Source organism: Micromonospora sp. NPDC018662, from assembly GCF_044391475.1.
Taxonomy (GTDB): Bacteria; Actinomycetota; Actinomycetes; order Mycobacteriales; family Micromonosporaceae; genus Micromonospora.
The window spans coordinates 885,666-908,346 of the sequence record NZ_JBISAC010000001.1 but is presented as its reverse complement, the minus strand read 5'-3'; the positions used below and the strand labels follow the sequence as shown (position 1 = coordinate 908,346).

Below are 22,681 nucleotides of genomic sequence, written 5' to 3'. Positions count from 1 at the left end.
CGCAGCCCGCCGTCCGGCAGACCGGGCAGCGACCGTCGGAGCCGGGCCGGTGATCGCGGAGGATCCACCGGGCGGTGAGGACCAGCCGGTTGCGGATCTGGGCCAGGGACAGGAACGGCGCGGTCATGGTCAGCCCACCCCGAGCGCGGCGGCGAGATGGATGAGCGTGGCCGGGGCGCGCAGATCACGCGCAACCTCGGCGAGGACGTCCCGGCCGCCCGGTCGGTGGCGGATCTCGGCCGGTGCGACCCGGTCGGCCTCCACCAGGATCCGGCCGGCACCGACCGCGTCGCCGGCATGCAGGTACGCGCGGGCGACGTCGATCAGGTACGCGGCGCGATGCTCGGCGGCCAGCCACCGCCACCCGTCCCGCGTGATCACCCCTTCGTGCCGGGTCACGGCTTCCTCCGCGTCACCGCGTACCGCCGCGACGGCGATCCGGGCAAGCTCGACCGCCGTGGGCCCGAACCCGGTCCGGTGGTGGTCGTGACCGTCCCCCACCCGCGCCGCCATCTCCGCGGCCTCGTCGACCAGGTCGGCGGCGGCGCGGTCGTCACCGTCGCGGGCAGCGGCCAGCGCGCCCTGCACCAGCAGGGTCCCGCACAGCGACAGCTCCGCCGGGTCGCCGCACTCGACCACCGGCGGGGCGATGCGGTACGCGGCGGCCAGCATCACCGCCTTCGCCGTCCGCGCCCGCGACGAGGCGCGCAACACCTCACCGAGTTGCACGGCAGTGGCCGCCACCAGCACCCGGTCACCGGTGGCGGCGGCCATCGCCCGGTCCACCGCCAGCCACGCCACGTCGGGGGCACCGAGCTTCACCAGCAACGCGGCCGTCACGCGGTACGCCTCCACCAGCGGCACCCGACCCCGCCGGGATCGTCGGCGTGGGCCTCGCTCATGCCCACCTCCGCTGGCAGGGGCACGACGGCGTCCTCGTGGAAGGACCGACACCGCCGCACCCGGCTCCAAGCGGGTCATGCCTGACCGATACCGATGGGCATGGCGAACCCGCTGGTCACAGCATCGGGTGATCAGGCGATCACGTTCCAGGAAGGGCGCGTCCGGTCAGTTGTCCACAGACGCGGACAGGTGGCGGACAAGAGCGGACAACCGACCGGACCGGTTCCGGGCAGCGATCGACCGTGCCCGCTCCACGGACCGAGCTGCGCTGTCCCGCTTACCGACGGCCAGTTGCGCACCGGCGAGATGGCACACATAGGTGCCGGTCCAGTCGGCCGATGCCGATTCGGCGTCCAACCCGTCGAGGCCGGCGGTCAACAACGCCACCGCCTGCTCATGCTGCCCAAGCGCGGCCCGAGTGGTGCCGGCCTCCAGGTCGAAGAACGCCCGGTCGCGGTAGTAGTCCCACGGCGGCATCTCACCCCTGTGTTCCAGGGCGGCTATCGCCCGTTCGTCGGCCGCCGCCGCAGTGTCGATCGCCGCCTGCCGATCGTCAGCGAGGACACATGCGCGGGCAAGTTGGTAGTGGTCGTACGCGAACTGCCCCGGCGACATCCCCGGCTTGGTCAGGGCCGCCCGGGTCATTCCGAGCAGCGTGCCGGTGTCCCCCACCTGCCCGGCCAGATAGGCACGAAAGGACAGCACCGTGCCCAACAACGCGTCCTGCCCGCTCTCCACGGTCCACTCCAACGCCTGATTCAGCCAGTACCGGGACCAGTTGTGATCACCAGCGGCGATACCCAACCAACCGGCGAACTGCGCCCACTGCGCAGCCTGATCGACCAGCCGGCCGCGCAGATCGTCGTGCGCCTCACGGGCCAGGTGGCTGACGAGATCGAGGTTCGCCCGGACCGCCGGCATGACAGCGGCAGCACCAAGCACATCGTCAAGACGGCGTTGACTGGCCAGAAGATCCGCGAGCGCATCGACCGTAGCCGGGTCAGTCCGGGTGGGATGACGAGCGGCGAAGGCAATGCGGTGGGCACCGTCCTCCGGCAACTCGGGCGGACACGCCAACGCGACCAGCCGGCCGTCCGCGTGGAGCGCGTCATCCAGCCGTCTCGCCATGTCCTCGCTCGGTCGCCGTCGCCCAACCTCCAGGTCGTGAAGCTGACTCTTGCTCTGATAGACCACCTGCGCGAGAACGCGAAGCGAGATCCGCGCCTCGGTACGCAGCCGGCGCAGCTCCGCACCGAAGCGCGGGTCAGCAATGGGCGACACGGCGTACTCCCAGGTAGAGGACTGGGCAGCGGTCCCGCCAGCTTTCACCCCAACGGGTCACCACATCGGACGGTACACCCACGCCCACGCTACGTGACGCCGAGCGCCGCCCATCTCGAGGACCGAACAAGTGCTCGCAAGCCGTGCCGGCGCCGTCCTCGACAGCGCCCAGATCTCCGCGCAGTCCCGCCAGGAACTAACCTCTGTCGTCTACAGCCTGCGTACAGAGGGCATCACCGGCACAGGGACGGGCAGATGAGCGAGGACCAGTACGCCGCAGCGATGAGGTTCATCTTCGAAGCCGGCGTCCTGAAACGCGCCGCTCGTACCGGCTGGTGGTTCGCCGGGGTCAAGCACCCCGAGTCGATCGCCGAACACTCGCACCGCACCGCCCTGATCGGCATGGTCCTCGCCGCCATGGAGGGAGCCGATCCCGCCCGGACCACCATGCTCTGCGTTCTGCACGACACTCAGGAAACGCGCATCACGGATATTCCACACATCGCCAAGCGCTACCTCAAGGCCGCACCGAATACCGCAGTCACCGCAGACCAGGTGGCCGGCTGCCCGCCCGCCGTCACCGACACCATCACTGCGGCCGTAGCCGAGTACGAAGCCGGCGAAACCCTCGAAGCCGTTGTCGCCCGGGACGCCGACAAACTCGAATGCCTCGTTCAAGCCGTCGAATACCGCCACCAGGGCATCGACAACGTCCAACGGTGGATCGACAGCAGTCGAGCCGCGCTCACCACCGCCTCCGCGCAGCGACTCGCCGACGCAGCACTGACCGGCCAACCACTCGCCTGGCTCACCCCACCGTCGAAGAGGGCCGTCTCCCACGAGGGAGACGGCCTTTGACCGAACGCGCGACGACGCCTTGACGGCGGGCCGACACCTGTCGGGGTGTAGGCGGGCGGGGTGCCGGGTACCTCGGGCCCAACCCCGTACCCCCTGCTCAGGAGGACCCATGACCGTCGTACTCGCCGTTGTCTGCAGCGACGGGGTGGTGATCGGCGCGGACTCCCAGATCACCGAGAGCGACCGCGGTCTGAGCTTCCCCGCCCAGAAGCTGCACCCGCTGGGATCCTGCGCCGCCTGGGGCGGCAGCGGCGCGCGGGGAGTGCTCAACGACCTGCGCCCCCTCCTCCAGGACTCGGCCACCGCCATCCTCGAAGCACCCGACATCGGCGACGAGTTGCAGGAGCGCGTCCTGCCCGTGTTCAAGAAGCACTATGCGAACTACATCCCGGACGTACCCGGCGAGGGCAGCGGCGGCGGGGTGTCGGCGTACCTGCTCGCGGCCGGCTACAGCCAGGGCGGGCCGTGGATCGTGGAGATCAACCCCAACGGGCTCATCGGCCGCTACGAGGACGTGGGCTTCCACGCCATCGGCTCCGGCGCGCCCATGGCCCAGCAGGCCGGCGCGCTGCTGTCCCACTTCCGGATGACCACGCGCGCCGTCGAGTACGGCGTGGTGCGGGTGCTGGAGGCGCTGGCGCAGACCTCGCCGTCGGTCGGCGGCCCGTTCAGCGTCGCGTGCATCCGCGAGGAAGGCGCCCACCACCTCGACGAGAAGGAGATCGCCAAGGCGCTGAAGGACTGCCAGCGCTGGCGCGACCTCGAACAGGAAGCGCTCGACCGGCTGTTCGACTGACCCTCACCCGGCCCACCCGCGCCATGATGCGGAGAAAGGCCGTCTCCGACGAGCGGAAACGGCCTTCGAACTGGGTGGAGCTGAGGGGATTTGAACCCCTGACCCCCTCGATGCGAACGAGGTGCGCTACCAGTCTGCGCCACAGCCCCTCCGCTGGCGAACCAGCATCGGTCCCACCCGGCTTGCACCGGGCGGGCCGGCACAAGGCTAACAGGTTGCCCACCCACCACGCGAACCACCCCGCCGCCCACCGCGATCTTGGAAGGAAACGGCCCCCGGAGGGGCCCAAATCTTCCAAGATCTAAAAGCCAGGGGCGAGGACGGTCAAGCGCCCCGGCCGGACTGGTAGGGACGACCGCGCAGGCCGCCGGCCCGCCGGTAGGACACCGAGCCGCCGCTCGCGGCCGGCGGCAGGTCCGCGGGCCGGTCCAGGCCCATCGCGGTACGCCGGACCGCCTCCCGCTGGGCGGCCAGCCGGCGCTGTGCCTCCCGCCGGGCCGCCGCGCGCCGGGCCTGCTCGCGGCGCACCTCGGCCTGGCGGGCGGCCAGCCAGGCCGCTTCCCGGGCGTCCGCGCGCCGCCGCCGGCGCTCGGCCAGCGCCCGCTGCCGCAGGTGTACGACGTACGCGACGAGCAGCGCGCCGGTGACCGAGACGCTGATCCAGAACCCGGGCCCGACCAGCATCACGCCGACCAGCTCGACCAGGTTGAGCAGCAGCAGCGCGGCGAGCACCCGACGTCGGCGGTAGACGGCCGGGGTGTGCCGGCGCCGGGGCGGGTGCCGTCGGCGGGACTGCGCGGGGACCGCCGAAACGGGCCGGAGCCGGCCGGAGCGCCGCCGGACGGGGGGCGCGGAGACCGGACGAGCCAGACCGCCCGTGTCGGCATCTTCACTCAAGGTGACGACGAGGGTACGCGGTGGATGCACCGGCTGGCGTCCGGGCACGGTGCGCCGACGACGCTGGCGCTGGAGCACCCGCGCCGTCGACTGCGCCCGCTCCGCCACCAGCCGCTCGGTGGCGTCGTACCGGCGGACCAGCGCCGGAGCGAGAGCGAGCAGACCGGCGGCGGCGAGGACGGCGAGGAGCACCGACGTCGGCACCCTCACCCCTCCCGTCACCAAGTTCGGGGCGAGCGCCACGCGGCCGCAACTTCTTCCGTCGACTCTCGTTAACGGCGCAGATCATGCGGGCGGGCAGCGCTTGCCACAGCTTGCAGTTACTTGAGGTTACGGGCCGCCGACCCGCTTCACCGTGCGCCGCGCCGGGCGTCACGGTCGGAACGGCTCAGCGCCGGCTGTCACGTACGCGGTGCCACCGCGCCAGCAGACCGCCCTCGGCGGCCACTTCCTCGCCGGTCATCGCGTATCCGATGTGGTCCCGCCAGGCGCCGTCGATGTGCATGTACCGCACGTGGTAGGCCTCCTCGCGGAAGCCGAGCTTCTCCACCACCCGCCGGGACGGGACGTTCTCCGGCCGGATGTTCACCTCGATCCGGTGCAGGCCACCCGGGCCGAACGCGTGGTCCACGGCGAGCGCGACAGCGGTCGGGATCACGCCCCGCCCGGCCACCCGGGAGTCCACCCAGTAGCCCACGTACCCGGAGCAGAACGCCCGCCGCACGATGCTGCCCACGTTGAGGTGCCCGACCAGCCGCTCCTGCCCGTCCTCGCGCAGGCAGACCGCGAACGGCATGCCGTCACCGGTACGTGCCGACTTCCGCTGGTCGGCGTGGACCAGGCGGAACGCGGCCGGCGAGTTCGTCGCGTCCCAACCGCCCGGCACGTGCGACTCCCACGGGGCCAGCCACTCCCGGTTCGCGCGCCGGATCGTCGACCAGGTCACCGCGTCGGAACGCCGGTACGGCCGCAGCACCACCGGACCGTCCACCAGCACCGCCGGCCACCCCGGCGCCCGCCGGAACATCACCGACGCCGGTCCAGCAACAACACGTCCACGGTGGAGCCGGCGGCGGCGGTGGTGACCCGCTCGCCGAGCACCAGCAGGCCGTTCGCCTCGGCCAGGCCGGAGAGCGTGTACGGCCCACCGGCCAACGGCTGCACCGTGTAGCCGCCGCCGCGCCGCTCGGCCACGTGCGCGGGGCGGAACTCGCGCAGCCCCACCGGCGACGCGACGGTCTCCAGCAGGTGCGCGCGCACGCTGGGCCGGAACACCGGCTCGGCGCCGGCCAGCAGTTGGATGGCCGGACGGGCCAGCACCTCGAAACCGATCAGCGCCGCGCCGGGCTCACCGGGAAGACACACCACCGGCACCTCCTCGGCGCCGACCGTACCGAACCCCAGCGCCGTGCCGGGATAGAGGGCCACCTCGGTGAAGGCCACCGGCCCGGCCCGGCCGCCGTCGCGGCGGGACAGGATGCGGCGGACCATGTCGCCCGGCCCGGTGCCGGTGCCGCCGGTGGTGATGATCAGGTCGGCCCGCAGCGTCTGGTCCTCCAGCAGGCCGCGCAGCGCCTCCGGGTCGTCGTCGCAGATCCCGACCCGGTACGCGAGCCCGCCCGCCTCGGCCGCCGCCGCGGTCAACGCGTGCGAGTTGGTGTCCACCACCTGGCCGGGTTGGCTGCCCCGCCCCACGTCGACCAGTTCGTCGCCGGTGGCCACGATGACCACGCGGGGGCTGGGCCGCACCACCACGTGCCCGATGCCGGTGGCGGCGAACACCGCGACCAGGGCCGGCGAGACGTACGCGCCGGCGCGGGCGAGCAGCGTGCCGGCGACCAGTTCCTCGCCGGCGCGGCGGAGGCCGTACCCGCGCTTGGGGGCGCGGAAGATCTCCACCGCGGCCATGCCCTGGTCGGTCCACTCCACCGGCACCACCACGTCGGCGCCCACCGGCAGCGGCGCCCCGGCCGCCACCGAGAAGCAGGCGCCGGGGGTGAGCCGGACCGGGCGCCAACTCGCCGCGCCCAGGTCACCGACCACGTTCAGCCGGATGCTGCGCCCGCCGCGGATACCGGAGGGGGCCGGGACGTAGCCCGGCCCCCGGCTCCCTCCGGAGATGTCCTCCCAGCGCGCGGCGTACCCGTCCACCGCCGCCTGGTCGAAGGCGGGGAACGAGTGCGGGGCGACCACGTCCTCGGCGAGCACGTTGCCGTACGCCTGGGTCAGGTCGAGGTCGAGCGGAGGCAGCGCGCGTAACCTGCGCAGCACACTGCCCAGGTAGTCGGCGAGCGGCGTCAACTCGTTCGCGGCCGCCTCGGCGTCGGCCGTCGCGGTCATGTATTGGCACCGCCGGACGCGTCGCGCAGGCCGTTGAGGACCGCGTCGGTGACGGTCTCGTCGCCCTTGTTGACGAACTCGGCGAGCCACTTGCGGAACTCGGCGCCCAGGTCGTCGCGCTCGGCGGCGATCTGGACCACGGTCTGGAGGTAGCCCAGCGGCATGCCGGTGTCGTAGCGGGTGCCCCGGTAGACGATGGCGTGCACCGGCACCCCCTCGGTCCGCAGCAGCTCCATCGCGTCGGTGAGCTGGATCTCGCCGCCGCTGCCCGGCTTGGTGCGCCGGATCGCGTCGAAGATCCGCCCCGGCAGCACGTACCGGCCGAGGACGGCCAGGTTGCTGGGCGCCTCCTCCGGGCTGGGCTTCTCCACCATGCCGGTGACCTTCACGACCTCGGCGATGTCGGCGTACTCCGATTCGGCCGGCTCGACCGAGGCGATGCCGTAGCGGCTGGTCTCGGCGGGGTCGACCTCGAAGAACGCGAGCACCACGCCGCCGGTGCGGGCCTGGAGCTCCAGCATGGCCGGCAGCAGCGGCTCGGAGGGCTTGACGAACTCGTCGCCGAGCAGCACCGCGAAGGCGTCGTCGCCGACGTGCGACTCGGCGAACCCGACGGCGTGGCCCAGGCCGAGCTGCTCCGGCTGGCGGCAGGTGTAGATGGCGGCCAGTTCCTCGGTGCGCTTGACGGCGGCCAGCAGCTCGGGCTTCTTGGCGAGCCGTTCCTCCAGGTCGGGCCGCCGGTCGAAGTGGTCGACCATCGAGGTCTTGCCGCGCCCGGTGATCAGCAGCACGTCGGTGATGCCGGCCTGGGTGGCCTCCTCGACGATGTACTGCAGAACCGGCCGGTCGACGACCGGCAGCAGCTCCTTCGGGACCGCCTTGGTGGCCGGCAGGAACCGGGTGGCCAGGCCGGCGGCCGGGATGACGGCCTTGACCGCACGGGAGCGACCGGGGGTCGCTGAGGGGTTCGCTGAGTGCTCCGACATGCCGCGAGACTATCGGCCACGGCTCTGCCGCGGCGGGTGAGGACCGGAAGACGCGCCGCCCTGTGCGGCGCCCGCCGGGTCCGCCGCGCCGGCCCGGGGCAGCCCGTCGGGCGGGCTGACCGTGACGGCCACCACCGGAATCTCCTGGGTGCGAACCGGATCGGGGACGGCTGCGGGCGCCAGCCGGAAGCCGTCCCGCCCGGCCGCCTTCGCCGCGTAGAGCGCGTCGTCGGCCGCGTCGAGCACCTGCTGGCCGCCGGCGGCGTGGTCGGGATAGACGGCGATGCCGACGGACACCGTCACCGGCACCCGGAGCGGCTCGTCGCCGTGGCCGTCGACCACCACCGGCTGGTCCCGCACCACCGCGCCGAGACGCTCGGCGACGATGGTGGCGCCCCGGGCGTCGGTCTCCGGCAGCAGCACCACGAACTCCTCACCGCCCTGCCGGAACGCGAGGTCCACCTCGCGGATCACGCCGCGTACCCGGCGGGCGAACTCGACAAGCACGGCGTCCCCGGCGGCGTGCCCCCAGGTGTCGTTGACGTCCTTGAACCGGTCCAGGTCGAGCGCGAGCACACTGAGCATCCGGCCGAACCGGCTCGCCCGTTCCACCTCCCGCCGGATCGACTCGCGCAGGTAGCGGTAGTTCCACAGCCCGGTGAGCGGGTCGGTGAGGGAGAGCCGCTGCGCCTCCTCGTGCACCCGGACGTTCTCCACCGCCACCGCCGCGTGGCCGGCGAAGGTCCGCAGCGTGACCAGGTCGTCGTCGTCGAACTCGTGCCCGCCGAGCCGGTCGTAGAGGGCCAGCACGCCGAGCGCGGCGCTGGGCGGGCCGGCCGGGTCGCCGTCGGCCGGCGGGTGCCCGGGACGCTCCGGGCCGCGCGGGTCGGGGGCCGCGAACGGCACCGCCACGTACGTCTCGCAGGTCGGCTCCCCGGTCGGCGTCTCCGGTGCGGTCCACCGGCCCCGCACCGGCTCGCCGGTGGCCGCCACCGCGCCGACCACACCGGTGCCGACCGGCACCCGCAGCGTCGCCGGGTCCGCCGGGTCGTCGGTCGGCCAGCGCCCGGCCAGCCCCTCGACGCACTGGCCGACCAGCACGCCGTGGCCGTCGAGCAGCAGTACCGCGCCGGCCCGGGCCCCGGTCCCGGCGAGCGCGCTGTCCAGGATCACCCGCAGGATGCGCTGCAGGTCGTGCGTGCTGGCCAGCGTGTCGCCGAGCACCACGAGATGGTTGCGGAGCTGGTCCCGGCTGCTGGTCAGCGCCGCCACGTAGCTGCCGGTCTCCCGGGTCATCCGGTTGAACGCGCCGGCCAGCCGCCCGATCTCGTCGCGGCTGCGCACCGGTACCCGCGTGGTCAGGTCGCCGTGCGCCACCCGGTCCACCGCGGCGGCCAGCTCGACCAGCGGCCGGGTGGTCACCCGGGCCAGCCGCCAGGCGGCCAGCACGGCCAGCAGCGCGGCCAGCGCCACCGCGGCGACCAGCGCGCCGTACAGGCCGGGCGGGCGCTGGGCCGGCACCGAGAGCACCAACGGCAGCGGCTGCCCGGGGGACGGCCCGACCCGGCGCACGTACCGCCCGTCGCCGGTGCCGGCCACCCGGTCCCCGGCCGCCTTGCGGGCGGCGGCCAGCACCGCTGCGCGTACCCCGGGATTCTCGGTCGTGTGGGTGATCCGCCCGGGAGCGTCGAGGAGGGTGACCCCGACGCCGGTCACGGCCGCGAGCCGCGCCACGAAGGCCGGGTCGACGGGCTGCGCGGCGGCGACCGCACCCAGGTCGACGCCGGCCGGGTCGCGGAGCCGGACCTGGACGGCGAGCGCCCCCACCCGGCCGGCCGGCACGCCGACGCAGTCCTGCCACGGGCCGGCCGGCCCACCGGCGGTGGCGTAACTGGTCCGGCCGGCGGGGTCGGCGATCACCACGGCCGCGGCCAACCCCCGGCCGACCACCTGGTCGGCGGCGCGCGGCCGGGCGGCCGGGTCGGCCACCAGCGCGACCGCGTCGGCCGCCGCGCGTAGTTGCTGGCAGAGCGCGTCGACCGAGGTACGCACGCCGGCCGCGGCCAGGCCCAGCCGCTCGGTGGCGCGGCTGCGGTCGACGGTGCTGAGCGTGGCGCCGACGAAGAACGCGCCGAGCAGGACGGGGCCGAGGACCACCACGAGGAAGGCCACCGTCAACCGCCCGCGTAGCGTCAAGCTTCCCCCCGGAAGTTCCGCGCCCTTGGTGCGATGCTGACACAGAGCGACCGGTAGGCAAGCGTTGCGTCAGGAGTGTTGCGTGCCGGATTTTTCGGATGAGGTGCACGAGGCGAAGCGGGAACTGCGCGTCGCGCTGCTCGCCGCCCGCCGGTCGCTGTCCGCGCCGCGTCGCGCCGCCGCGGCGGCGTCCGTCCAGGCCGAGCTGGTGGCCCTGGTACGCCGGCTGCGCCCGGCCCGGATGACCGCGTACGCGCCGGTCGCCTCCGAGCCCGGCGGGGACGACCTGCCGGACGTGCTGCGGGCCGCGCTGCCGCCCGAGGCGGAGCTGCTGCTGCCGGTGCTGCGGGGCGACCTGGACCTGGACTGGGCCGCCTACGCCGGTCGGGAGTCGCTGCGTGCCGCCGGCCGGGGACTGCGCGAACCGACCGGCCCACCGCGGGGCCTGGCCGCCGTGGCCGGCGCGGGCCTGGTGGTGGTGCCCGCGCTGGCGGTGGACCGCCGGGGCGTCCGGCTGGGCCGGGGCGGCGGCTCGTACGACCGCGCGCTGGCCCGGGTGCCCGCCACCGTGCCCACCGTGGCGCTGCTGCACGACGGCGAGCTGGTCACCGCGGTGCCCGCCGACCCGCACGACCGGCCGGTGCACCACGTGATCACGCCCGGGGACCGGCTGGTGGCGGTGCCGGGTGTGGGGCCGGGCGCTTCCGCTGGACGAATCCGGGTGCCATGACGCACCATTGGCACTCGAAGACCACGAGTGCCAGACCGGCCGTGCCAGAGATCCGGAGGAGAACGTGCCCACGTACCAGTACGCCTGCACCGCGTGCGGCCACCAGCTCGAGGCGGTGCAGTCCTTCTCGGACGAGCCGCTGACCGAGTGCCCCGCGTGTGAGGGGCGGCTGCGCAAGCTCTTCAACTCGGTCGGCATCGTGTTCAAGGGCTCCGGCTTCTACCGGACGGATTCCCGTTCGTCCGGTTCCGACAGCGCCCCGGGCACCGCGAACAAGCCGGGGAAGTCCGACTCGTCCTCGTCCTCGTCCGACTCGTCGTCGTCCGGTTCGTCCTCGTCCTCGGGGTCGGGCTCGTCCTCGGGGTCGGGCTCGTCCGGTTCAGGCTCGTCCTCGGGGTCGGGCTCGTCCGGTTCAGGCTCGTCCGGCTCGGGCTCCGGGTCGACTCCCAGCAAGGCGCCGGCGGCGTCCAGCTCCTCCTGATCGCGCGCTGCCCGACAGTGGCCGTCCCCGCCCGGGGGCGGCCACTTCCGCGCACGTCTTCGCGTCCCGTGCCGCCACTCGCCGGCCCGGTCCGGCCAACTCGCCGGCCCGGTCCGGCCCGCTCCACTCGCCTCCCCGCGCGCCTCCGCTCCGCCCGCTCCGTCCGCTCCGCGCGCCTCCGCCCTTCGCGCCTCCGCTCCGCGCGCCTCCGCCCCGCGCGCCTCCGCCCCGCGCGCCTCCGCCCCGCGCGCCTCCGCCCCGCGCGCCTCCGCCCCGCGCGCTGATTCACGGAAAGCGTGGCTATCGGGCGCGTTTTAACCCCTCTTTCCGTGAATCAGCGGGCGGGGTACCCGGCGTCGAGATGGCTGCCGGGTGCGCCGAGCACGCGGGTGCGCCGACGCCGCCGAGGTTGTCCACAGGGCGGCGGGTTATCCACAGGAGGGACCGGCGGGCCGACGCGGAGGCACCGGGCCCGCCTAGCCTGCTGCCGGAGGGTCGATCGGGCGGGCGGGGAGGCAGCGGTGACAGGTCGGGAGCCGACGTTACGGCCGGTGCACTGGCGCGGTCTGCCCCGACGCCGCACGCTGGTGCGGGTGACTCTGGTCGCGGTACTGCTGGGGTTGGCCGCCGTGGTGCTCAGGACGCCGGCCGGTTGTCCGCCCGGCTCGCCTCCGCGCACCGGGGCCACGGCGTCCGCCGATCCTTCGCCCTCGGGAGCTCCGCCGCTGCCCGACGGGGCGGTCGGCGTGCCGATCCGGCTGGCCGAGCCGGCCGCCCTCGCGGTGCTGCGTCCGGGTGCCCGCGTAGATCTGCTGGTCGTGCCAGCCGGCGGGGCGCCGGACCCCACCCTGCTCGCACCGCGCGCGCTGGTGCTCGACGTGGTGGGGGCCGGCGGGGCGGTGGACGGCTCATCCGCGCTCTACCTGGCGCTCCCGCCCGAGCAGGCCCGGCGCGCGGTCGGGCTGCCCGAGGGCAGCCGCTTCGCCGTGGTGGTCCGCGGCTGACCACGGCGCGCCCGGGTCAGCCAAGGCATAGATCAGCCATGGCGTGGGTCAACCAAGGCGCAGGTCAACCGTGGCGTGGGCAGCCGTGGCGTGGGCAGCCGTGGCGTGGGCAGCCGTGGCGTGGGCAGCCGTGGCGTGGGCAGCCGTGGCGTGGGCAGCCGTGGTGTTCGTCAGCCCCAGTGCGGTGGCCGCTCGGCGAGCAGCCAGTCGTCGTCGCCGGGGCGCTCGCCCCAACCGTGGTCGGTGTCGTCGGTGGTCTGCTCGGGCAGCACCACGAGATCGTCGCTGAGGTCGACCACGCGGTCGTCGTCGCCGCGCGGGACCCGGATGCCGGGTTCGGTCACGAGCAGCAACGATACCGCCGCCAGGCAGCCACCTCGACCCTCGGTGCCCCGGCCCGCTGATTCACGGAAGGAGGGGTTATTACGCTCCCAATAGCCACGCTTTCCGTGAATCAGCGGGGGCTAGGCGGGGGGGTGAGGCGGGCGGGCGCGGTGGGGTGGGTGGTCGGAGTGGCTACGAACGTGAGAGCGTGCGTGGTCAGCCTTCGCCGCGTCGGGCGGCCGACCGGCCGCGGCGTTGGTAGCGTCGGTCGGCGTGACGACGCCGAGCGGTGGCAGCACCGACGACGAGACCTGGCGACGCCCCGAGCAGCCGGCCGCCCCGGACGGGACACCGTCCGAGGACCAGCCCGCTGATCATCGGTCGACGGGGGTGAGCCACCTCCACGGCGAAACGCCCGCGGAAACAGGTCCCACCGTCGACGCCGGCCCCGCCGAAGCCGATCGCCGCGAGAGAACGGGCGCGGACCTTCCACCCGGCATCGGCCACCCGCCGACCGACACCGACCCGGGACCGGACACCGGATCGGCGGACCGGCACACCAGCACGGCCGACATGACCGACACGGCCGACACGGCCACGTGGTCCACCACCGCGACGGACCCGGCCGAGCGCCCCACCACCGAGGCCAACACGAAAGAGTCGCGCACGACTGAGCCCTCTGCGGGCGGGACCGGCGTGGTCGAGGGTGCCAGCCCGTGGTCGCGCCTGGGCGCGGCGGAGAGTCCCTGGGCCCGGCCGGCCCCGGCCGCACCGGCCGGCGGTTGGACCGCGACCGGCGGCGAGTGGCCCGGCCCGGCCGGGAACGGCGTCGATCCGACGACCGGCAGGTACGCGGGCTGGCCGGAGAACGCCGGCAACACGGGCTGGCCGGCAACCGGCGGGTACGCCGGCGGACCGCCTACCGGCGCGTACTCGGTCGGACCGGCAGCCGGCGGGTATGCGGGGCCGCCGCCGAGCACGCCGCCGCCTCCCGGGTGGCGGCCGCCGGTGCACGTGCAGGCACCCCCGCCCCGGCAGCTCCCGCCGCAGGACATGGCCGCCATGGATCGCGCGGAACAGCGTGCTCAGCAGCTCACCTACGGCATCGGCGCGGTCGTCGGCGTGGTGCTGGTGCTGCTGATGTGCCTGTTCTGCTCGCGGTTGCTGTTCTAAGCCCTCAGAACGACCGGCAGCACGGTAACGAGGGCGACTGCCAGGTACAGCAGGTACAGGTAGAAGTCCACGATCTTTGCGTCGCGGTCGGTGCAGCGCCGCCGAGCACGTCCGGCACGTCATCGGCGACGGCCTGCTCGCTGCTGCGCATTCCCGGCTCGCCCGACCGGGCCGCAGAACTGCGCGCCTGGCGATCCAGCCGCTCTCCGCCGGTGGTCCCTCGGTGGAGAGCGCCGAACACTCAAGGTCAAGACGGTGGTTGCCGCCCCCGCCGACGGTGCCGCGACCACCTTGTGACGCAGATCACCCACTTCACCCCTGCTCAACCCTCGCGCGCGGGGATGCCCCGCCTCGCAAGTAGTCACTTACTCACCCTGAGACCCCCGAGGACCGCCCGGGAGAGCGCACACGTACTCCCCCAAGCAAGCGGCCTCGCCGAAGACAGAGACGGCCTGTGGGCATGATCCACAGCGGATTCGAGGGGATCGCCGGAGGCCCGGACCGTGGCTACGGTGGCTCGCATGCCAACTCTGATATCGCCCACCACCAGCCTGTATGCCGCCTTCCAGGACTGCCGCGAAGACTGGGGACCCGGTCTGCACGAGGACGGCTTCGGCATCGGCCCCGAAGACGACCTGGACTCGCCCGACGGCTTCGCCGACTGGGTGCGGCGATGTGTCCGGCTCGACCACGGGGCCGGGACGCCATGCCCCGACGAGCGGCACGCCTCCTGCCGGTGGATCGTCGAGGACGGGCAGGTGCTCGGGGGGATCGCGATGCGGCACTGGCAGGACGACGACCTGGGCCAGATCGGCTACGGCGTACGTCCCTCCGCACGCCGCCGCGGCCTGGCGAAGTGGGCCCTGGGTGAGATGCTCCGCGAGGCCCACACCGTGCTGGGTCTGCACCGGGTGCTCATTCCCTGTCTGGAGGACAACCTCGCCTCGGCGCGCACGATCGAGAGCCAGGGCGGCGTGCTCCAGGGGATCCTCGACACCGGGCACGTCCGGGTCCGCCGCTACTGGATCACGCTCAGCCACTGACCTGCCCACCAGCCGTCGGAGGTCAAGAGGGGCACCTTGTTATGCGCGGAGCGACGAACTCCAACTACACGGCGAGATCGCCCGCAAGGGCGTGCCCGCACCGATCCAGGTCGGCAGGCGTTGGTGGTGGAGCGCACCAACTCGCGACGCTCGCCCCACCACACCTACTGCCGGTCGCTCTCAGACGATGCCGTCCCACACCATCTTGGCGCCGCTGTCGCCGGTCAGGTAGACGTAGACCAGCGCGAACACGGCGAGCACGGCGGCCACGGCGGTGAGCGCCAGCGGCAGCCAGCGGGGCAGGTTCCGGGTACGGGCGAAGCCCGCGGTGGACAGCAGCAGCAGGAGCGCCGCCACGGCCAGGCCGAGCGTGAACCAGAGCAGCGTCTCGCCGTAGTCGGCGTGTTCGTGGATCTTCTGAAGCCCCTCGGGCGGGTAGCCCCGGGACCGCAGCGCCTCCTCCAGCGCCTCGCCCGACTGGGTCGCCACCCAGGCCGTGATCGGGGTGACGACGGCCAGCGCCGCCACCGCCCAGTCCAGTCGGGACCGCCAGCGGGGCAGCACGCCGTACGCGACGGTGAGCACGGCCAGCAGTGGCACCAGCACCACCACGGCGTGGATGACCAGAACGTGGCCCGGGAGGCCGTTGATTTCCCTGAACACCGACACCTCCGGCGAGTGGACGGATTGGCGCGGTCAGCGTACGACGCGGCGCTGCCCCACACCGGCATCCACGCACAGGTCGCCGCGCCGGTTCACCCGGTGGCCGCAACCACCCGCGAGGACCGCTCACTTGTCGGCCCGGCCGACTCCATGCTGTCATGAACGCATGGCCACGGGTGAGGAACTGCTTCGGTCGCGGGGTCTGCGGGTCACCCGACCGCGCCTCGCCGTGCTGGCCGTGCTCGCCGACGGCGGTCACCTGGAGGTCGACGAGATCACCCGGCGGGTCCGGGAGCGGCTCGACTCGGTCTCCACGCAGGCGGTCTACGACGTGCTGGGCGCGCTGTCCCGCGCCGGCCTGTCCCGTCGGATCGAGCCGGCCGGCAGTCCTGCCCGGTACGAGGCCCGCGTGGGCGACAACCACCACCACGTGGTGTGCCGGGGCTGCGGCGCGATCGCCGATGTCGACTGTGCGGTCGGCAGCGCACCGTGCCTGGACCCGAACGTGGCCCACGGCTTCCAGCTCGACGAGGCCGAAGTGACGTTCTGGGGTCTCTGCCCGGCCTGCCAGTCCCGTCGTTCGGTCGACGACTGAGCGGCCCGACCGGGCGTGCCCGCTCGGCGTGGCACTCTTGATCGGTGGACACCGACGACATCGGCCTGTTCGGTCCGGGATCGGTCACCTGGAAGGTGCACGCGGAGCCGGTCCTGATCGTCGCCGGCCTGCGCTCGCTCTACCTGCAGGCGTTGCACCCGCGCGCGATGGCCGGGGTCGCGCAGAACAGCAACTACCGCGCCGACGCGTGGGGCCGGCTGCTCCGGACCGCGACCTACGTGGAGACGACGATCTACGGCACCACCGCCGAGGCGGAGGCGGCCGGCCGGCGGCTGCGTACGCTGCACGCCCGGATGCGCGCCACCGACCCGGGCACCGGTGCGGAGTTCCGCGTCGACGAGCCGGACCTGCTGCGGTGGGTGCACGTCACCGAGGTCGAGTCGTTCGTGACCACCGCCCGCCGGGCCGGCCTCGCGCTGACCGACGACGAGGTGGACGGCTACTACACCGAGCAGCGCCGGGCGGCGGCCCTGGTCGGGCTGGACCCGGCGGGGGTGCCGGGCACCGCCGCCGAGGTCGAGGCCTACTACCGGGGCGTACGCCCGGAGCTGCGGATGACCCGGGAGGCGGCCGAGACCGCGCTGTTCCTGACCGCTCCGCCGATTCCCTGGAAACTCAGCCGGCCGGCCCGGCTCGGTCTGAGTCTCGGCCCGCCGCGCTGGGCGTACCTCGGGGTGGCCGGCACCGCGCTGGGTCTGCTGCCGCCTTGGGCGCTGCGGCTCTACGGCGGGTTGGGCCTGCCCACCACCGCGCTGTCGGCGGAGGTGGGCGTGCGGGCGTTGCGGCTCGCGCTGGCGGCGGTGCCGCGTCGCTACCGCGAGGGGCCGTTGCGGCAGGCCGCGATGGAACGTGCCGACCGCCTCGCGGCGGCCTGAGACAGGCGGTCAGTCGGTGGCGTCGGTGAGGCGCTCGACGGCCGACCACGGCTCCTTGCCGGGGACCTGCGCGCCGGTGGGGCAGGTGCGCCGATAGTCGCACCAGCCGCAGCGCGGCCCCGCCTCGGTGGGGAACGCCTCGTCGGGGTCGGTCCCGTCGGCCACCGCCCGCTCGGCGGCCATGATGTCGCGGGCGGTGTGCTCCGCGCGGGTGAGCTGGCGGTCCAGCGACTCCGGGGTGTGCTCGTGCGCGGCGACCGTGCCGGTGGGCAGGTGGTGCAGCTCGACCCGGCGGCACGGCCGCCGGAACACCCGCTCGGCGGCGTACGCGTAGAGCGCGAGTGCCTGTGAGCCGCGCGCGTCGTCGGCGTCGAGGCCGGTGCGGCCGGTCTTGTAGTCGACGATGACCAGTTCGGGCCGGCCGTCGGGGCCGGGGCGGGAGTCGATCCGGTCGGTGCGGCCGTTGAAGGCGAGCACCGCTGTCTTCACCGCGACCACCCGTTCCACGCCGACCGGCTCGTCGGCCGGGTCCAGGCCCGCCACGTAGGACTCGAGCCAGGTCAGCGCGCGCCGGAAGGCGTCGCGTTCCTGCTCGTCGTCGCGGTAGCCCTCGCGCACCCAGGTGCCCTTGAGCAGCGTGCCGAGCGCCTCGGGGCGGCGGCGGTCGGCGGCCAGCGCATACCAGTTCTTGAGCGCGGTGTGGACGCTGGCGCCGAGCGAGTTGTGCGCCCACGGCGGCCCCTTCGGCGGGGCGGGCCGGTCGACGTATGCGTAGCGGTAGCGCCGGGGGCAGTCGGCGTAGGCGCCGAGCTTGCTGGGTGTGCAGACGAAGAGCCGTTCCGGCATGCCCTCGAAGCCGAGCTGCTCGGCCTGCTCGGTGCGGGGTCGGGGTGCCCGGCCGCTGGCGGGGCGGCTGCTCGGCGAGGGGCGGCCGGTCGATGAGGGTCGTCGCACACCGCAGATCCTGCCATCCGGGTCCGACAGCGGACGACAGGCGCTCAGGCGTTGTTGACGTACTCGGTCACGAACGCGGCGATCGCGTCCGCGATGAGCTGCACCGCGATGGCGGCCAGCAGCAGGCCGGCGATCCGGGTCAGCACCTCGATGCCGCCCGGGCGGAGCACCTTGACGATCCCGCCGGAGAAGCGCAGCACCACCCAGACCGCGACCATCACCGCGACGATGGCGAGCGCGATGGCGACGTAGTCGGTGACCCCACCGGCCCGCTGCACGAACAGCATGGTGGCCACGATGGCGCCGGGACCGGCGAGCAGCGGGGTGCCCAGCGGCACCAGCGCGATGTTGGAGGTGACCTGCTGGCTCGGGTCGTCCGCCTTGCCGGTCAGCAGTTCCAGCGCGACCAGCACCAGCAGCAGGCCACCGGCGGCCTGCAACGCGGGCAGGTCGACGTGCAGGTAGGCCAGGAGGGTCTGCCCCGCCACCGCGAAGATCACGATGACCCCGAGCGCCAGGGCCACGGCCTGCCAGGCGGCCCGGTTCCGGTCGCGGGCGGGCAGCGGCCCGGTGAGCGCGAGGAAGATGGGCATCATTCCGGGCGGGTCGACGATCACCAGCAGGGTCACGAAGACCTCGCCGAAGAGCTTGAGATCCACGCGGACACGGTAGCCGTGCCGCCGGAACGCTTCAGCCTGAAGCGACCGGGGTCACCCCCCGGGCCAGTGCGACGATCCGCTCGTACGCCTCGGGGGCGGTGGTGTACGCGCCGAGCCGGACGGTCTTGTGCGTGCCGTGGAAGTCCGACGCGCCGGTGACCAGCAGCCCCAGCTCGGCGGCGAGCCGGCGGACGTGCTCCCGCTCGGCCGGGCTGTGGTCCTCGTGGTCGGCCTCCAGGCCGGCCAGGCCGGCTGCCGCCAACGCCGCGATCAGCTCGTCGGGCACGATCCGGCCGCGCCGGCTGGCCCTCGGGTGGGCGAAGACGGGCACCCCGCCGGCGGCCCGCACCAGCGCGACCGCGCGGAACACGTCGATGTCGTCCTTGGGCAGCCGGTAGCGCTCCCCCAGCCAGTCCGGGCCGAACGCCTCGGTGGTGGTGGCGACCAGGCCGGCCCGGATCAGTGCCTGCGCGATGTGCGGCCGGCCGACCGTCCCGCCGGCCGCCCCGGCCAGGATCGCCGTCCAGCTCACCGGGATGCCGTCGGCCTGGAGCAGCCGGACGATCCGCTCGCCGCGCTCCTCCCGGGCCTGCCGGACCCGGGCCAGCTCCGCGGCCAGCTCCGGCTCGGCCGGGTCGAAGAGGTACGCGAGCAGGTGCAGCGGGACCGCCGGCTCGGCGCCGGACCAGCGGCAGGACAGCTCGGCGCCGCGGATCAGGGTGAGGCCGGGCGGCAGGGCGGCGACGGCGTCCGCCCAGCCCGCCGTGGTGTCGTGGTCGGTCAGTGCCACCACGTCGAGCCCGGCGTCGGCGGCGGCCCGGACCAGCTCGGCCGGGCCGAGCGTGCCGTCGCTCGCGGTGGAGTGGCTGTGCAGGTCGATGCGGGCGGGAACGCTCACCGGCCCGACGCTACGCCCCGTCGGGCAGTGCGGGGGTGTCGGCCACCACCACCGGCCGTTGCCCCGGCGCCATCCCGTCGAGCGTGGACGGGGTCGGTCGTTCGCCGGCCAGCACGCGGCTGGGCTTGACCCGGACCAGCCCGCCCGCGGCGTCCACGTGCAGCGCGACGCCGGCCCGGGTCCAGGCCACCGCGCCGGCCAGCGGCGGGCCGGCCGGGTGGGCCGCCGGGGAGGCGGCCGGGTCGGCGAGGTCGATCAGCAGGGCGGTGCGGCCGGTGCCGTTCGCCAGCAGCCACCGCCCGTCGGGTGAGACGCCGCCGAGCCCGTCGGCGGCCAGCCCGGCGACACAGCCGGTCCGCGTCGGGGTGAGACCGCGGGCCGCGTCGAGCAGCGCCACGCAGGGCTGCCGCGCCGACCCGGTGGTGACCAGGCCGACGAGCCGGCCGTCCGGCCGGGTGCCGTAGACGGCGCGGACGTCCGGGTTCGCGGTGCCCGGCACGCCGCCCATCGCCCGCCGCCAGATGCTCATGCCGCCCCGGTCGGGCTGGCTGATGAGCACGTCGTCGCCGGTGAAGCCGACCGGCACGACACCGGGTGGGGCGGCCACCCGGCTGGGCGCGATGAGCTGGCCGGCGACCACGCCGGCGGCGACCAGGTCCGTACCGTCCCGCCAGGCCACCTGCCGGCCGTCCGCCGAGACCGCGACCGCGTCCGCGACGGCGAGCATCACCTGCGGCGCGCCGCCGTCGGCCGACACCCACCAGAGGGTACGGCCGGCGGCGGTGGCCGTGGAGGTGAGCAGCCAGCCCTCCCCGTCGTGGATCCGCTGCGCCCGTTCGACGCCGCCCACCCCGGTCAGCTCCCGGCGCTGGCCGCCGCTGGTGTCCAGTTTGTCACCGACGAGCAGGTCGAGTTCGGCGCGGACCGGGCCCGGCCGGTAGACCGGGGTGGGCGCGGTGGGCAGCGGGGACACGGACAGCCCGGGCGGGTCGCCGAGCACCACGGTCGGCGTGCCGTCGCGCCCGCCCGGCCCGCTGAGCTGCGCCATGCCGGTGGTGACCAGCACGGTCGCCACGCCGGCCAGCGCCAGGCCGGTGAGCGCCCGGCGACGGCCGGCGCGGCGGGCCCGGCGCAGCACCTCGCCCGCCGGGTCGGCGCGGCGCGGCGCGGGCGTGTCGACGCGGCGGGACAGGGTCTCCCGCAGCGCGCGTTCCAGCTCGTCCTCGCCCACGGGGAGTGGACGCTCCGGGCTGCTGGTTCGGTTGTCACCGGAGGGCCGGGTGCCACTCATCGGGTCTCCGCCGGGATCGGGGCGGCGGGGCGGGGCGGGGCCGGCACGGTCGCCGCCGGCGGCGTGGCCGGGCGTGGCGCGGGGGCGGCGGGCTGCCCCGGGAGGTGGGACGCCGGTGGCGTGGCGGGCTGCCGTGCCGTCGCGGCGCGCCCGACCCGCGGACCGGTCGGGGCCGGCGAGACCCGGGGTGTCGCGGGAGCCGGGGCGGGCGTGGGGGCCGGCTCGCCCGGCAGGCCCAGGGCGGCTTCCGAGCCGAGGCGGCGGCGCAGTGTGTTCAATGCCCGGGAGGTCTGGCTCTTGACCGTCCCCGGGGAGATCTCCAGCAGGGCGGCCGTCTGCGCCTCCGACATGTCCTCGTAGAAGCGGAGCACCAGCACGGCCCGCTGCCGGGCGGGCAACGCCTGCAGGTGCCGCCAGAGCGCGTCCCGGTTGAGCTGGTGCTCGATCTCGTCGACGCCGGCCCGCTCGGGCAGCACCTCGGTGGGCCGTTCCCCGTGCCAGCGGCGACGCCACCAGCTCGTCGACGTGTTGACCAGGACCCGGCGGGTGTACGGCTCGATGGCGTCGATCCCGCCGAGTCGCTTCCAGGCCAGGTAGGTCTTGGTCAGCGCGGTCTGGAGCAGGTCCTCGGCGGTCGCCCAGTCACCGGCCAGCAGGTACGCGGTGCGCAGCAGGGCGCCGGACCGGGCCGCGACGAACTCGCGGAACTCCTCCTCCAGCGGATCCCTGCTCGCCACGCTCACCTCCGCGCCCCCGTCCTGCCTGGCAGGCTCCCACGACCGAGTGGGTCGGGTCGACGGCGAAAGGTGCGCAGTCCTTCCGATGTTCGGACGAAAAGTTTCAGGCGCCGTCGTCGGCCTTGGCCTCGTCGGCCTCCTTGCCCAGCCGCGCCTCGACGGCCTGCGGCTCGTACATCTCCTCGACCACGCGCAGGTAGAGCTCGTTGGGGTTGGGCAGGTTCTTGACCTCGCGGAGCGCCTGCTCCTGACCCGCCGACTCCAGCACGAACGTGCCGTAGTTGAGGGCCCGGCCGGTCGGGGTCTGCTCGTACTTCATGTCGGTGACCCGGACCAGCGGCATCATCGCGACCCGGCGGGTGATGATGCCGTTGACCACCATCACCCGCTTGTTGGTCAGGATGAACCGGTCGTACCACCAGTCGGCGACCCGCCAGGCGACCCAGCCCATCACCGCGAACCAGAGCAGCACCGCGACCGTGGTCAGCGCGCCGACGTCCCGCCCGGCGAGGAAGCCGGAGAGGTAGCCGAGCACGAACGTGGCCGCGATGCCGACGATGATCGGTGTGCTGAGGTGGATCCAGTGCCGTTTCCACTCGCCCCGGTAGCGCTCGGTGGGGAAGAGGTAGCGCGCGACCAGCGAACTGGGCTCGTCCTCCAACGGCAGCACCCGGCGCGGGGCCATGCCGGAGGCGTCGACCCGGAGACCGGCCAACTCCTCCTCGGAGATCGGCTGGTCCGGGTAGCCCTCCGGATCGCGCGCCCAGGCCCGGCCGGCACGACCCTCACCGGCGAAGCCGGGTCCGTCGCCGAACGCGGCACCGTCCGAGAGGGAGGGGCCGGCCCCGTAGCCAGGGCCGGCGCCGTAGCCGGGACCGTCGTCCGGGTCGATCCGGGGGATCGGCTCGGTGTCGCGCTCCCGGCGTGCCCGGTCGGGATCATCCGGGTCGAAGGGGGGACCGGAAGGGCTTCCCAT

At 74.3% G+C, this 22,681-nt stretch carries 24 protein-coding genes, 1 tRNA gene and 2 pseudogenes; 10 read left to right on the top strand and 17 right to left on the bottom strand.

What is annotated here, in order from left to right; all coding sequences use genetic code 11:
- Positions 1-129: 129 nt before the first annotated feature.
- Together ACH495_RS04520 and ACH495_RS04515 are read right to left on the bottom strand one after the other, a co-directional pair.
- Positions 130-855, bottom strand: a complete 726-nt coding sequence (locus ACH495_RS04520) for a hypothetical protein (protein ID WP_396856332.1) — start codon at positions 853-855, stop codon at positions 130-132.
- Between the two features lie 213 nt (positions 856-1,068).
- Complete coding sequence (locus ACH495_RS04515; protein WP_396856331.1) at positions 1,069-2,184, bottom strand: helix-turn-helix domain-containing protein; 1,116 nt, start codon at positions 2,182-2,184, stop codon at positions 1,069-1,071.
- 255 nt (positions 2,185-2,439) lie between these two features.
- Here ACH495_RS04515 and ACH495_RS04510 point away from each other — a divergent pair, with 255 nt between their 5' ends.
- Together ACH495_RS04510 and ACH495_RS04505 are read left to right on the top strand one after the other, a co-directional pair.
- Complete coding sequence (locus tag ACH495_RS04510; RefSeq protein ID WP_396856330.1) at positions 2,440-3,042, top strand: HD family hydrolase; 603 nt, start codon at positions 2,440-2,442, stop codon at positions 3,040-3,042.
- Between the two features lie 109 nt (positions 3,043-3,151).
- Positions 3,152-3,838: a proteasome protein gene (locus ACH495_RS04505; RefSeq protein ID WP_396856329.1), complete on the top strand. Its 687-nt coding sequence runs from the start codon at positions 3,152-3,154 to the stop codon at positions 3,836-3,838.
- 75 nt (positions 3,839-3,913) lie between these two features.
- On the opposite strand, the gene ACH495_RS04500 is transcribed toward ACH495_RS04505, so the two are convergent.
- The 6 genes from ACH495_RS04500 to ACH495_RS04475 all read right to left on the bottom strand — a co-directional run bounded on the left by ACH495_RS04500 (position 3,914) and on the right by ACH495_RS04475 (position 10,257).
- A tRNA-Ala gene (locus tag ACH495_RS04500) sits at positions 3,914-3,987 on the bottom strand.
- 175 nt (positions 3,988-4,162) lie between these two features.
- Positions 4,163-4,945: a hypothetical protein gene (locus ACH495_RS04495; RefSeq protein ID WP_396856328.1), complete on the bottom strand. Its 783-nt coding sequence runs from the start codon at positions 4,943-4,945 to the stop codon at positions 4,163-4,165.
- Between the two features lie 178 nt (positions 4,946-5,123).
- The gene (locus ACH495_RS04490; protein ID WP_396856327.1) at positions 5,124-5,762 is read right to left on the bottom strand and encodes a GNAT family N-acetyltransferase; all 639 of its coding nucleotides are present in this window, start codon (positions 5,760-5,762) and stop codon (positions 5,124-5,126) included.
- Positions 5,762-7,075 (bottom strand): gephyrin-like molybdotransferase Glp, encoded by a 1,314-nt coding sequence (glp, locus tag ACH495_RS04485; RefSeq protein WP_396856326.1) that lies wholly within the window; start codon positions 7,073-7,075, stop codon positions 5,762-5,764. The genes ACH495_RS04490 and glp overlap by 1 nt, the downstream gene beginning before the upstream one ends.
- A complete protein-coding gene (locus tag ACH495_RS04480) occupies positions 7,072-8,061 on the bottom strand; it encodes a UTP--glucose-1-phosphate uridylyltransferase (protein ID WP_396856325.1) in 990 nt (329 codons plus the stop codon). Before ACH495_RS04480 ends, glp begins: the two co-directional genes overlap by 4 nt.
- Positions 8,062-8,070: 9 nt before the next feature.
- Positions 8,071-10,257 (bottom strand): diguanylate cyclase, encoded by a 2,187-nt coding sequence (locus ACH495_RS04475; RefSeq protein ID WP_396856324.1) that lies wholly within the window; start codon positions 10,255-10,257, stop codon positions 8,071-8,073.
- An 82-nt stretch (positions 10,258-10,339) separates the two neighbouring features.
- On the opposite strand from ACH495_RS04475, the gene ACH495_RS04470 reads away from it, so the two are divergent.
- Both ACH495_RS04470 and ACH495_RS04465 read left to right on the top strand, forming a co-directional pair.
- Entirely contained in the window at positions 10,340-10,987 is a 648-nt protein-coding gene (locus ACH495_RS04470) for a 5-formyltetrahydrofolate cyclo-ligase (RefSeq protein ID WP_396856323.1), read from the top strand.
- Positions 10,944-11,144, top strand: a pseudogene (locus ACH495_RS04465) (FmdB family zinc ribbon protein); the annotation flags it as partial. The gene ACH495_RS04470 and the pseudogene ACH495_RS04465, both read left to right, overlap by 44 nt.
- A gap of 62 nt (positions 11,145-11,206) precedes the next feature.
- Here the strand turns inward: ACH495_RS04465 and ACH495_RS04460 are convergent.
- Positions 11,207-11,440: a hypothetical protein gene (locus ACH495_RS04460; RefSeq protein ID WP_396856536.1), complete on the bottom strand. Its 234-nt coding sequence runs from the start codon at positions 11,438-11,440 to the stop codon at positions 11,207-11,209.
- 549 nt (positions 11,441-11,989) lie between these two features.
- Between ACH495_RS04460 and ACH495_RS04455 the strand changes: the two genes are divergently transcribed.
- A complete protein-coding gene (locus tag ACH495_RS04455) occupies positions 11,990-12,472 on the top strand; it encodes a flagellar biosynthesis protein FlgA (RefSeq protein WP_396856322.1) in 483 nt (160 codons plus the stop codon).
- 170 nt (positions 12,473-12,642) lie between these two features.
- Here the strand turns inward: ACH495_RS04455 and ACH495_RS04450 are convergent, their stop codons facing one another.
- On the bottom strand, positions 12,643-12,822 hold the full coding sequence (locus ACH495_RS04450) for a hypothetical protein (protein ID WP_396856522.1): 180 nt from the start codon (positions 12,820-12,822) through the stop codon (positions 12,643-12,645).
- 547 nt (positions 12,823-13,369) lie between these two features.
- Between ACH495_RS04450 and ACH495_RS04445 the strand changes: the two genes are divergently transcribed.
- The 3 genes and pseudogenes from ACH495_RS04445 to ACH495_RS04435 all read left to right on the top strand — a co-directional run.
- A complete protein-coding gene (locus ACH495_RS04445) occupies positions 13,370-13,969 on the top strand; it encodes a hypothetical protein (RefSeq protein WP_396856321.1) in 600 nt (199 codons plus the stop codon).
- Between the two features lie 521 nt (positions 13,970-14,490).
- Entirely contained in the window at positions 14,491-15,012 is a 522-nt protein-coding gene (locus tag ACH495_RS04440) for a GNAT family N-acetyltransferase (RefSeq protein ID WP_396856320.1), read from the top strand.
- Between the two features lie 28 nt (positions 15,013-15,040).
- Positions 15,041-15,136: pseudogene (locus tag ACH495_RS04435) on the top strand (IS5/IS1182 family transposase); the annotation flags it as partial.
- A 56-nt stretch (positions 15,137-15,192) separates the two neighbouring features.
- On the opposite strand, the gene ACH495_RS04430 reads toward ACH495_RS04435, so the two are convergent.
- The gene (locus ACH495_RS04430; protein WP_396856319.1) at positions 15,193-15,675 is read right to left on the bottom strand and encodes a DUF2231 domain-containing protein; all 483 of its coding nucleotides are present in this window, start codon (positions 15,673-15,675) and stop codon (positions 15,193-15,195) included.
- Positions 15,676-15,841: 166 nt separating this feature from the next.
- Between ACH495_RS04430 and ACH495_RS04425 the strand changes: the two genes are divergently transcribed.
- Positions 15,842-16,270, top strand: coding sequence for a Fur family transcriptional regulator (locus ACH495_RS04425; protein WP_396856318.1), 429 nt, complete (start codon positions 15,842-15,844; stop codon positions 16,268-16,270).
- Between the two features lie 44 nt (positions 16,271-16,314).
- A complete protein-coding gene (locus tag ACH495_RS04420) occupies positions 16,315-17,166 on the top strand; it encodes an oxygenase MpaB family protein (protein ID WP_396856317.1) in 852 nt (283 codons plus the stop codon).
- 9 nt (positions 17,167-17,175) lie between these two features.
- Here ACH495_RS04420 and ACH495_RS04415 read toward each other — a convergent pair whose 3' ends face one another.
- From ACH495_RS04415 to ACH495_RS04390, 6 genes are all read right to left on the bottom strand, one after another.
- Positions 17,176-18,012: a RecB family exonuclease gene (locus tag ACH495_RS04415; RefSeq protein WP_396856521.1), complete on the bottom strand. Its 837-nt coding sequence runs from the start codon at positions 18,010-18,012 to the stop codon at positions 17,176-17,178.
- Positions 18,013-18,164: 152 nt separating this feature from the next.
- The gene (locus ACH495_RS04410; protein ID WP_396856316.1) at positions 18,165-18,779 is read right to left on the bottom strand and encodes a MarC family protein; all 615 of its coding nucleotides are present in this window, start codon (positions 18,777-18,779) and stop codon (positions 18,165-18,167) included.
- Between the two features lie 31 nt (positions 18,780-18,810).
- Entirely contained in the window at positions 18,811-19,677 is an 867-nt protein-coding gene (locus ACH495_RS04405) for a PHP domain-containing protein (RefSeq protein WP_396856315.1), read from the bottom strand.
- Positions 19,678-19,687: 10 nt separating this feature from the next.
- A complete protein-coding gene (locus tag ACH495_RS04400) occupies positions 19,688-20,968 on the bottom strand; it encodes a hypothetical protein (RefSeq protein ID WP_396856314.1) in 1,281 nt (426 codons plus the stop codon).
- Positions 20,965-21,705, bottom strand: coding sequence for a SigE family RNA polymerase sigma factor (locus ACH495_RS04395; RefSeq protein ID WP_396856313.1), 741 nt, complete (start codon positions 21,703-21,705; stop codon positions 20,965-20,967). Before ACH495_RS04395 ends, ACH495_RS04400 begins: the two co-directional genes overlap by 4 nt.
- A 103-nt stretch (positions 21,706-21,808) precedes the next feature.
- A complete protein-coding gene (locus ACH495_RS04390; RefSeq protein WP_396856312.1) occupies positions 21,809-22,681 on the bottom strand; it encodes a PH domain-containing protein in 873 nt (290 codons plus the stop codon).

Bases quoted from the DNA above. Each gene is read 5' to 3' on its own strand.
- ACH495_RS04390 (WP_396856312.1), bottom strand. From the start codon at position 22,681: ATGGGAAGCCCTTCCGGTCCCCCCTTCGACCCGGATGATCCCGACCGG.
- ACH495_RS04445 (WP_396856321.1), top strand. From the start codon at position 13,370: ATGACCGACACGGCCGACACGGCCACGTGGTCCACCACCGCGACGGAC.
- ACH495_RS04480 (WP_396856325.1), bottom strand. From the start codon at position 8,061: ATGTCGGAGCACTCAGCGAACCCCTCAGCGACCCCCGGTCGCTCCCGT.
- ACH495_RS04505 (WP_396856329.1), top strand. From the start codon at position 3,152: ATGACCGTCGTACTCGCCGTTGTCTGCAGCGACGGGGTGGTGATCGGC.
- glp (WP_396856326.1), bottom strand. From the start codon at position 7,075: ATGACCGCGACGGCCGACGCCGAGGCGGCCGCGAACGAGTTGACGCCG.
- ACH495_RS04415 (WP_396856521.1), bottom strand. From the start codon at position 18,012: ATGCCGGAACGGCTCTTCGTCTGCACACCCAGCAAGCTCGGCGCCTAC.
- ACH495_RS04400 (WP_396856314.1), bottom strand. From the start codon at position 20,968: ATGAGTGGCACCCGGCCCTCCGGTGACAACCGAACCAGCAGCCCGGAG.
- ACH495_RS04440 (WP_396856320.1), top strand. From the start codon at position 14,491: ATGCCAACTCTGATATCGCCCACCACCAGCCTGTATGCCGCCTTCCAG.
- ACH495_RS04510 (WP_396856330.1), top strand. From the start codon at position 2,440: ATGAGCGAGGACCAGTACGCCGCAGCGATGAGGTTCATCTTCGAAGCC.
- ACH495_RS04490 (WP_396856327.1), bottom strand. From the start codon at position 5,762: ATGTTCCGGCGGGCGCCGGGGTGGCCGGCGGTGCTGGTGGACGGTCCG.
- ACH495_RS04425 (WP_396856318.1), top strand. From the start codon at position 15,842: ATGGCCACGGGTGAGGAACTGCTTCGGTCGCGGGGTCTGCGGGTCACC.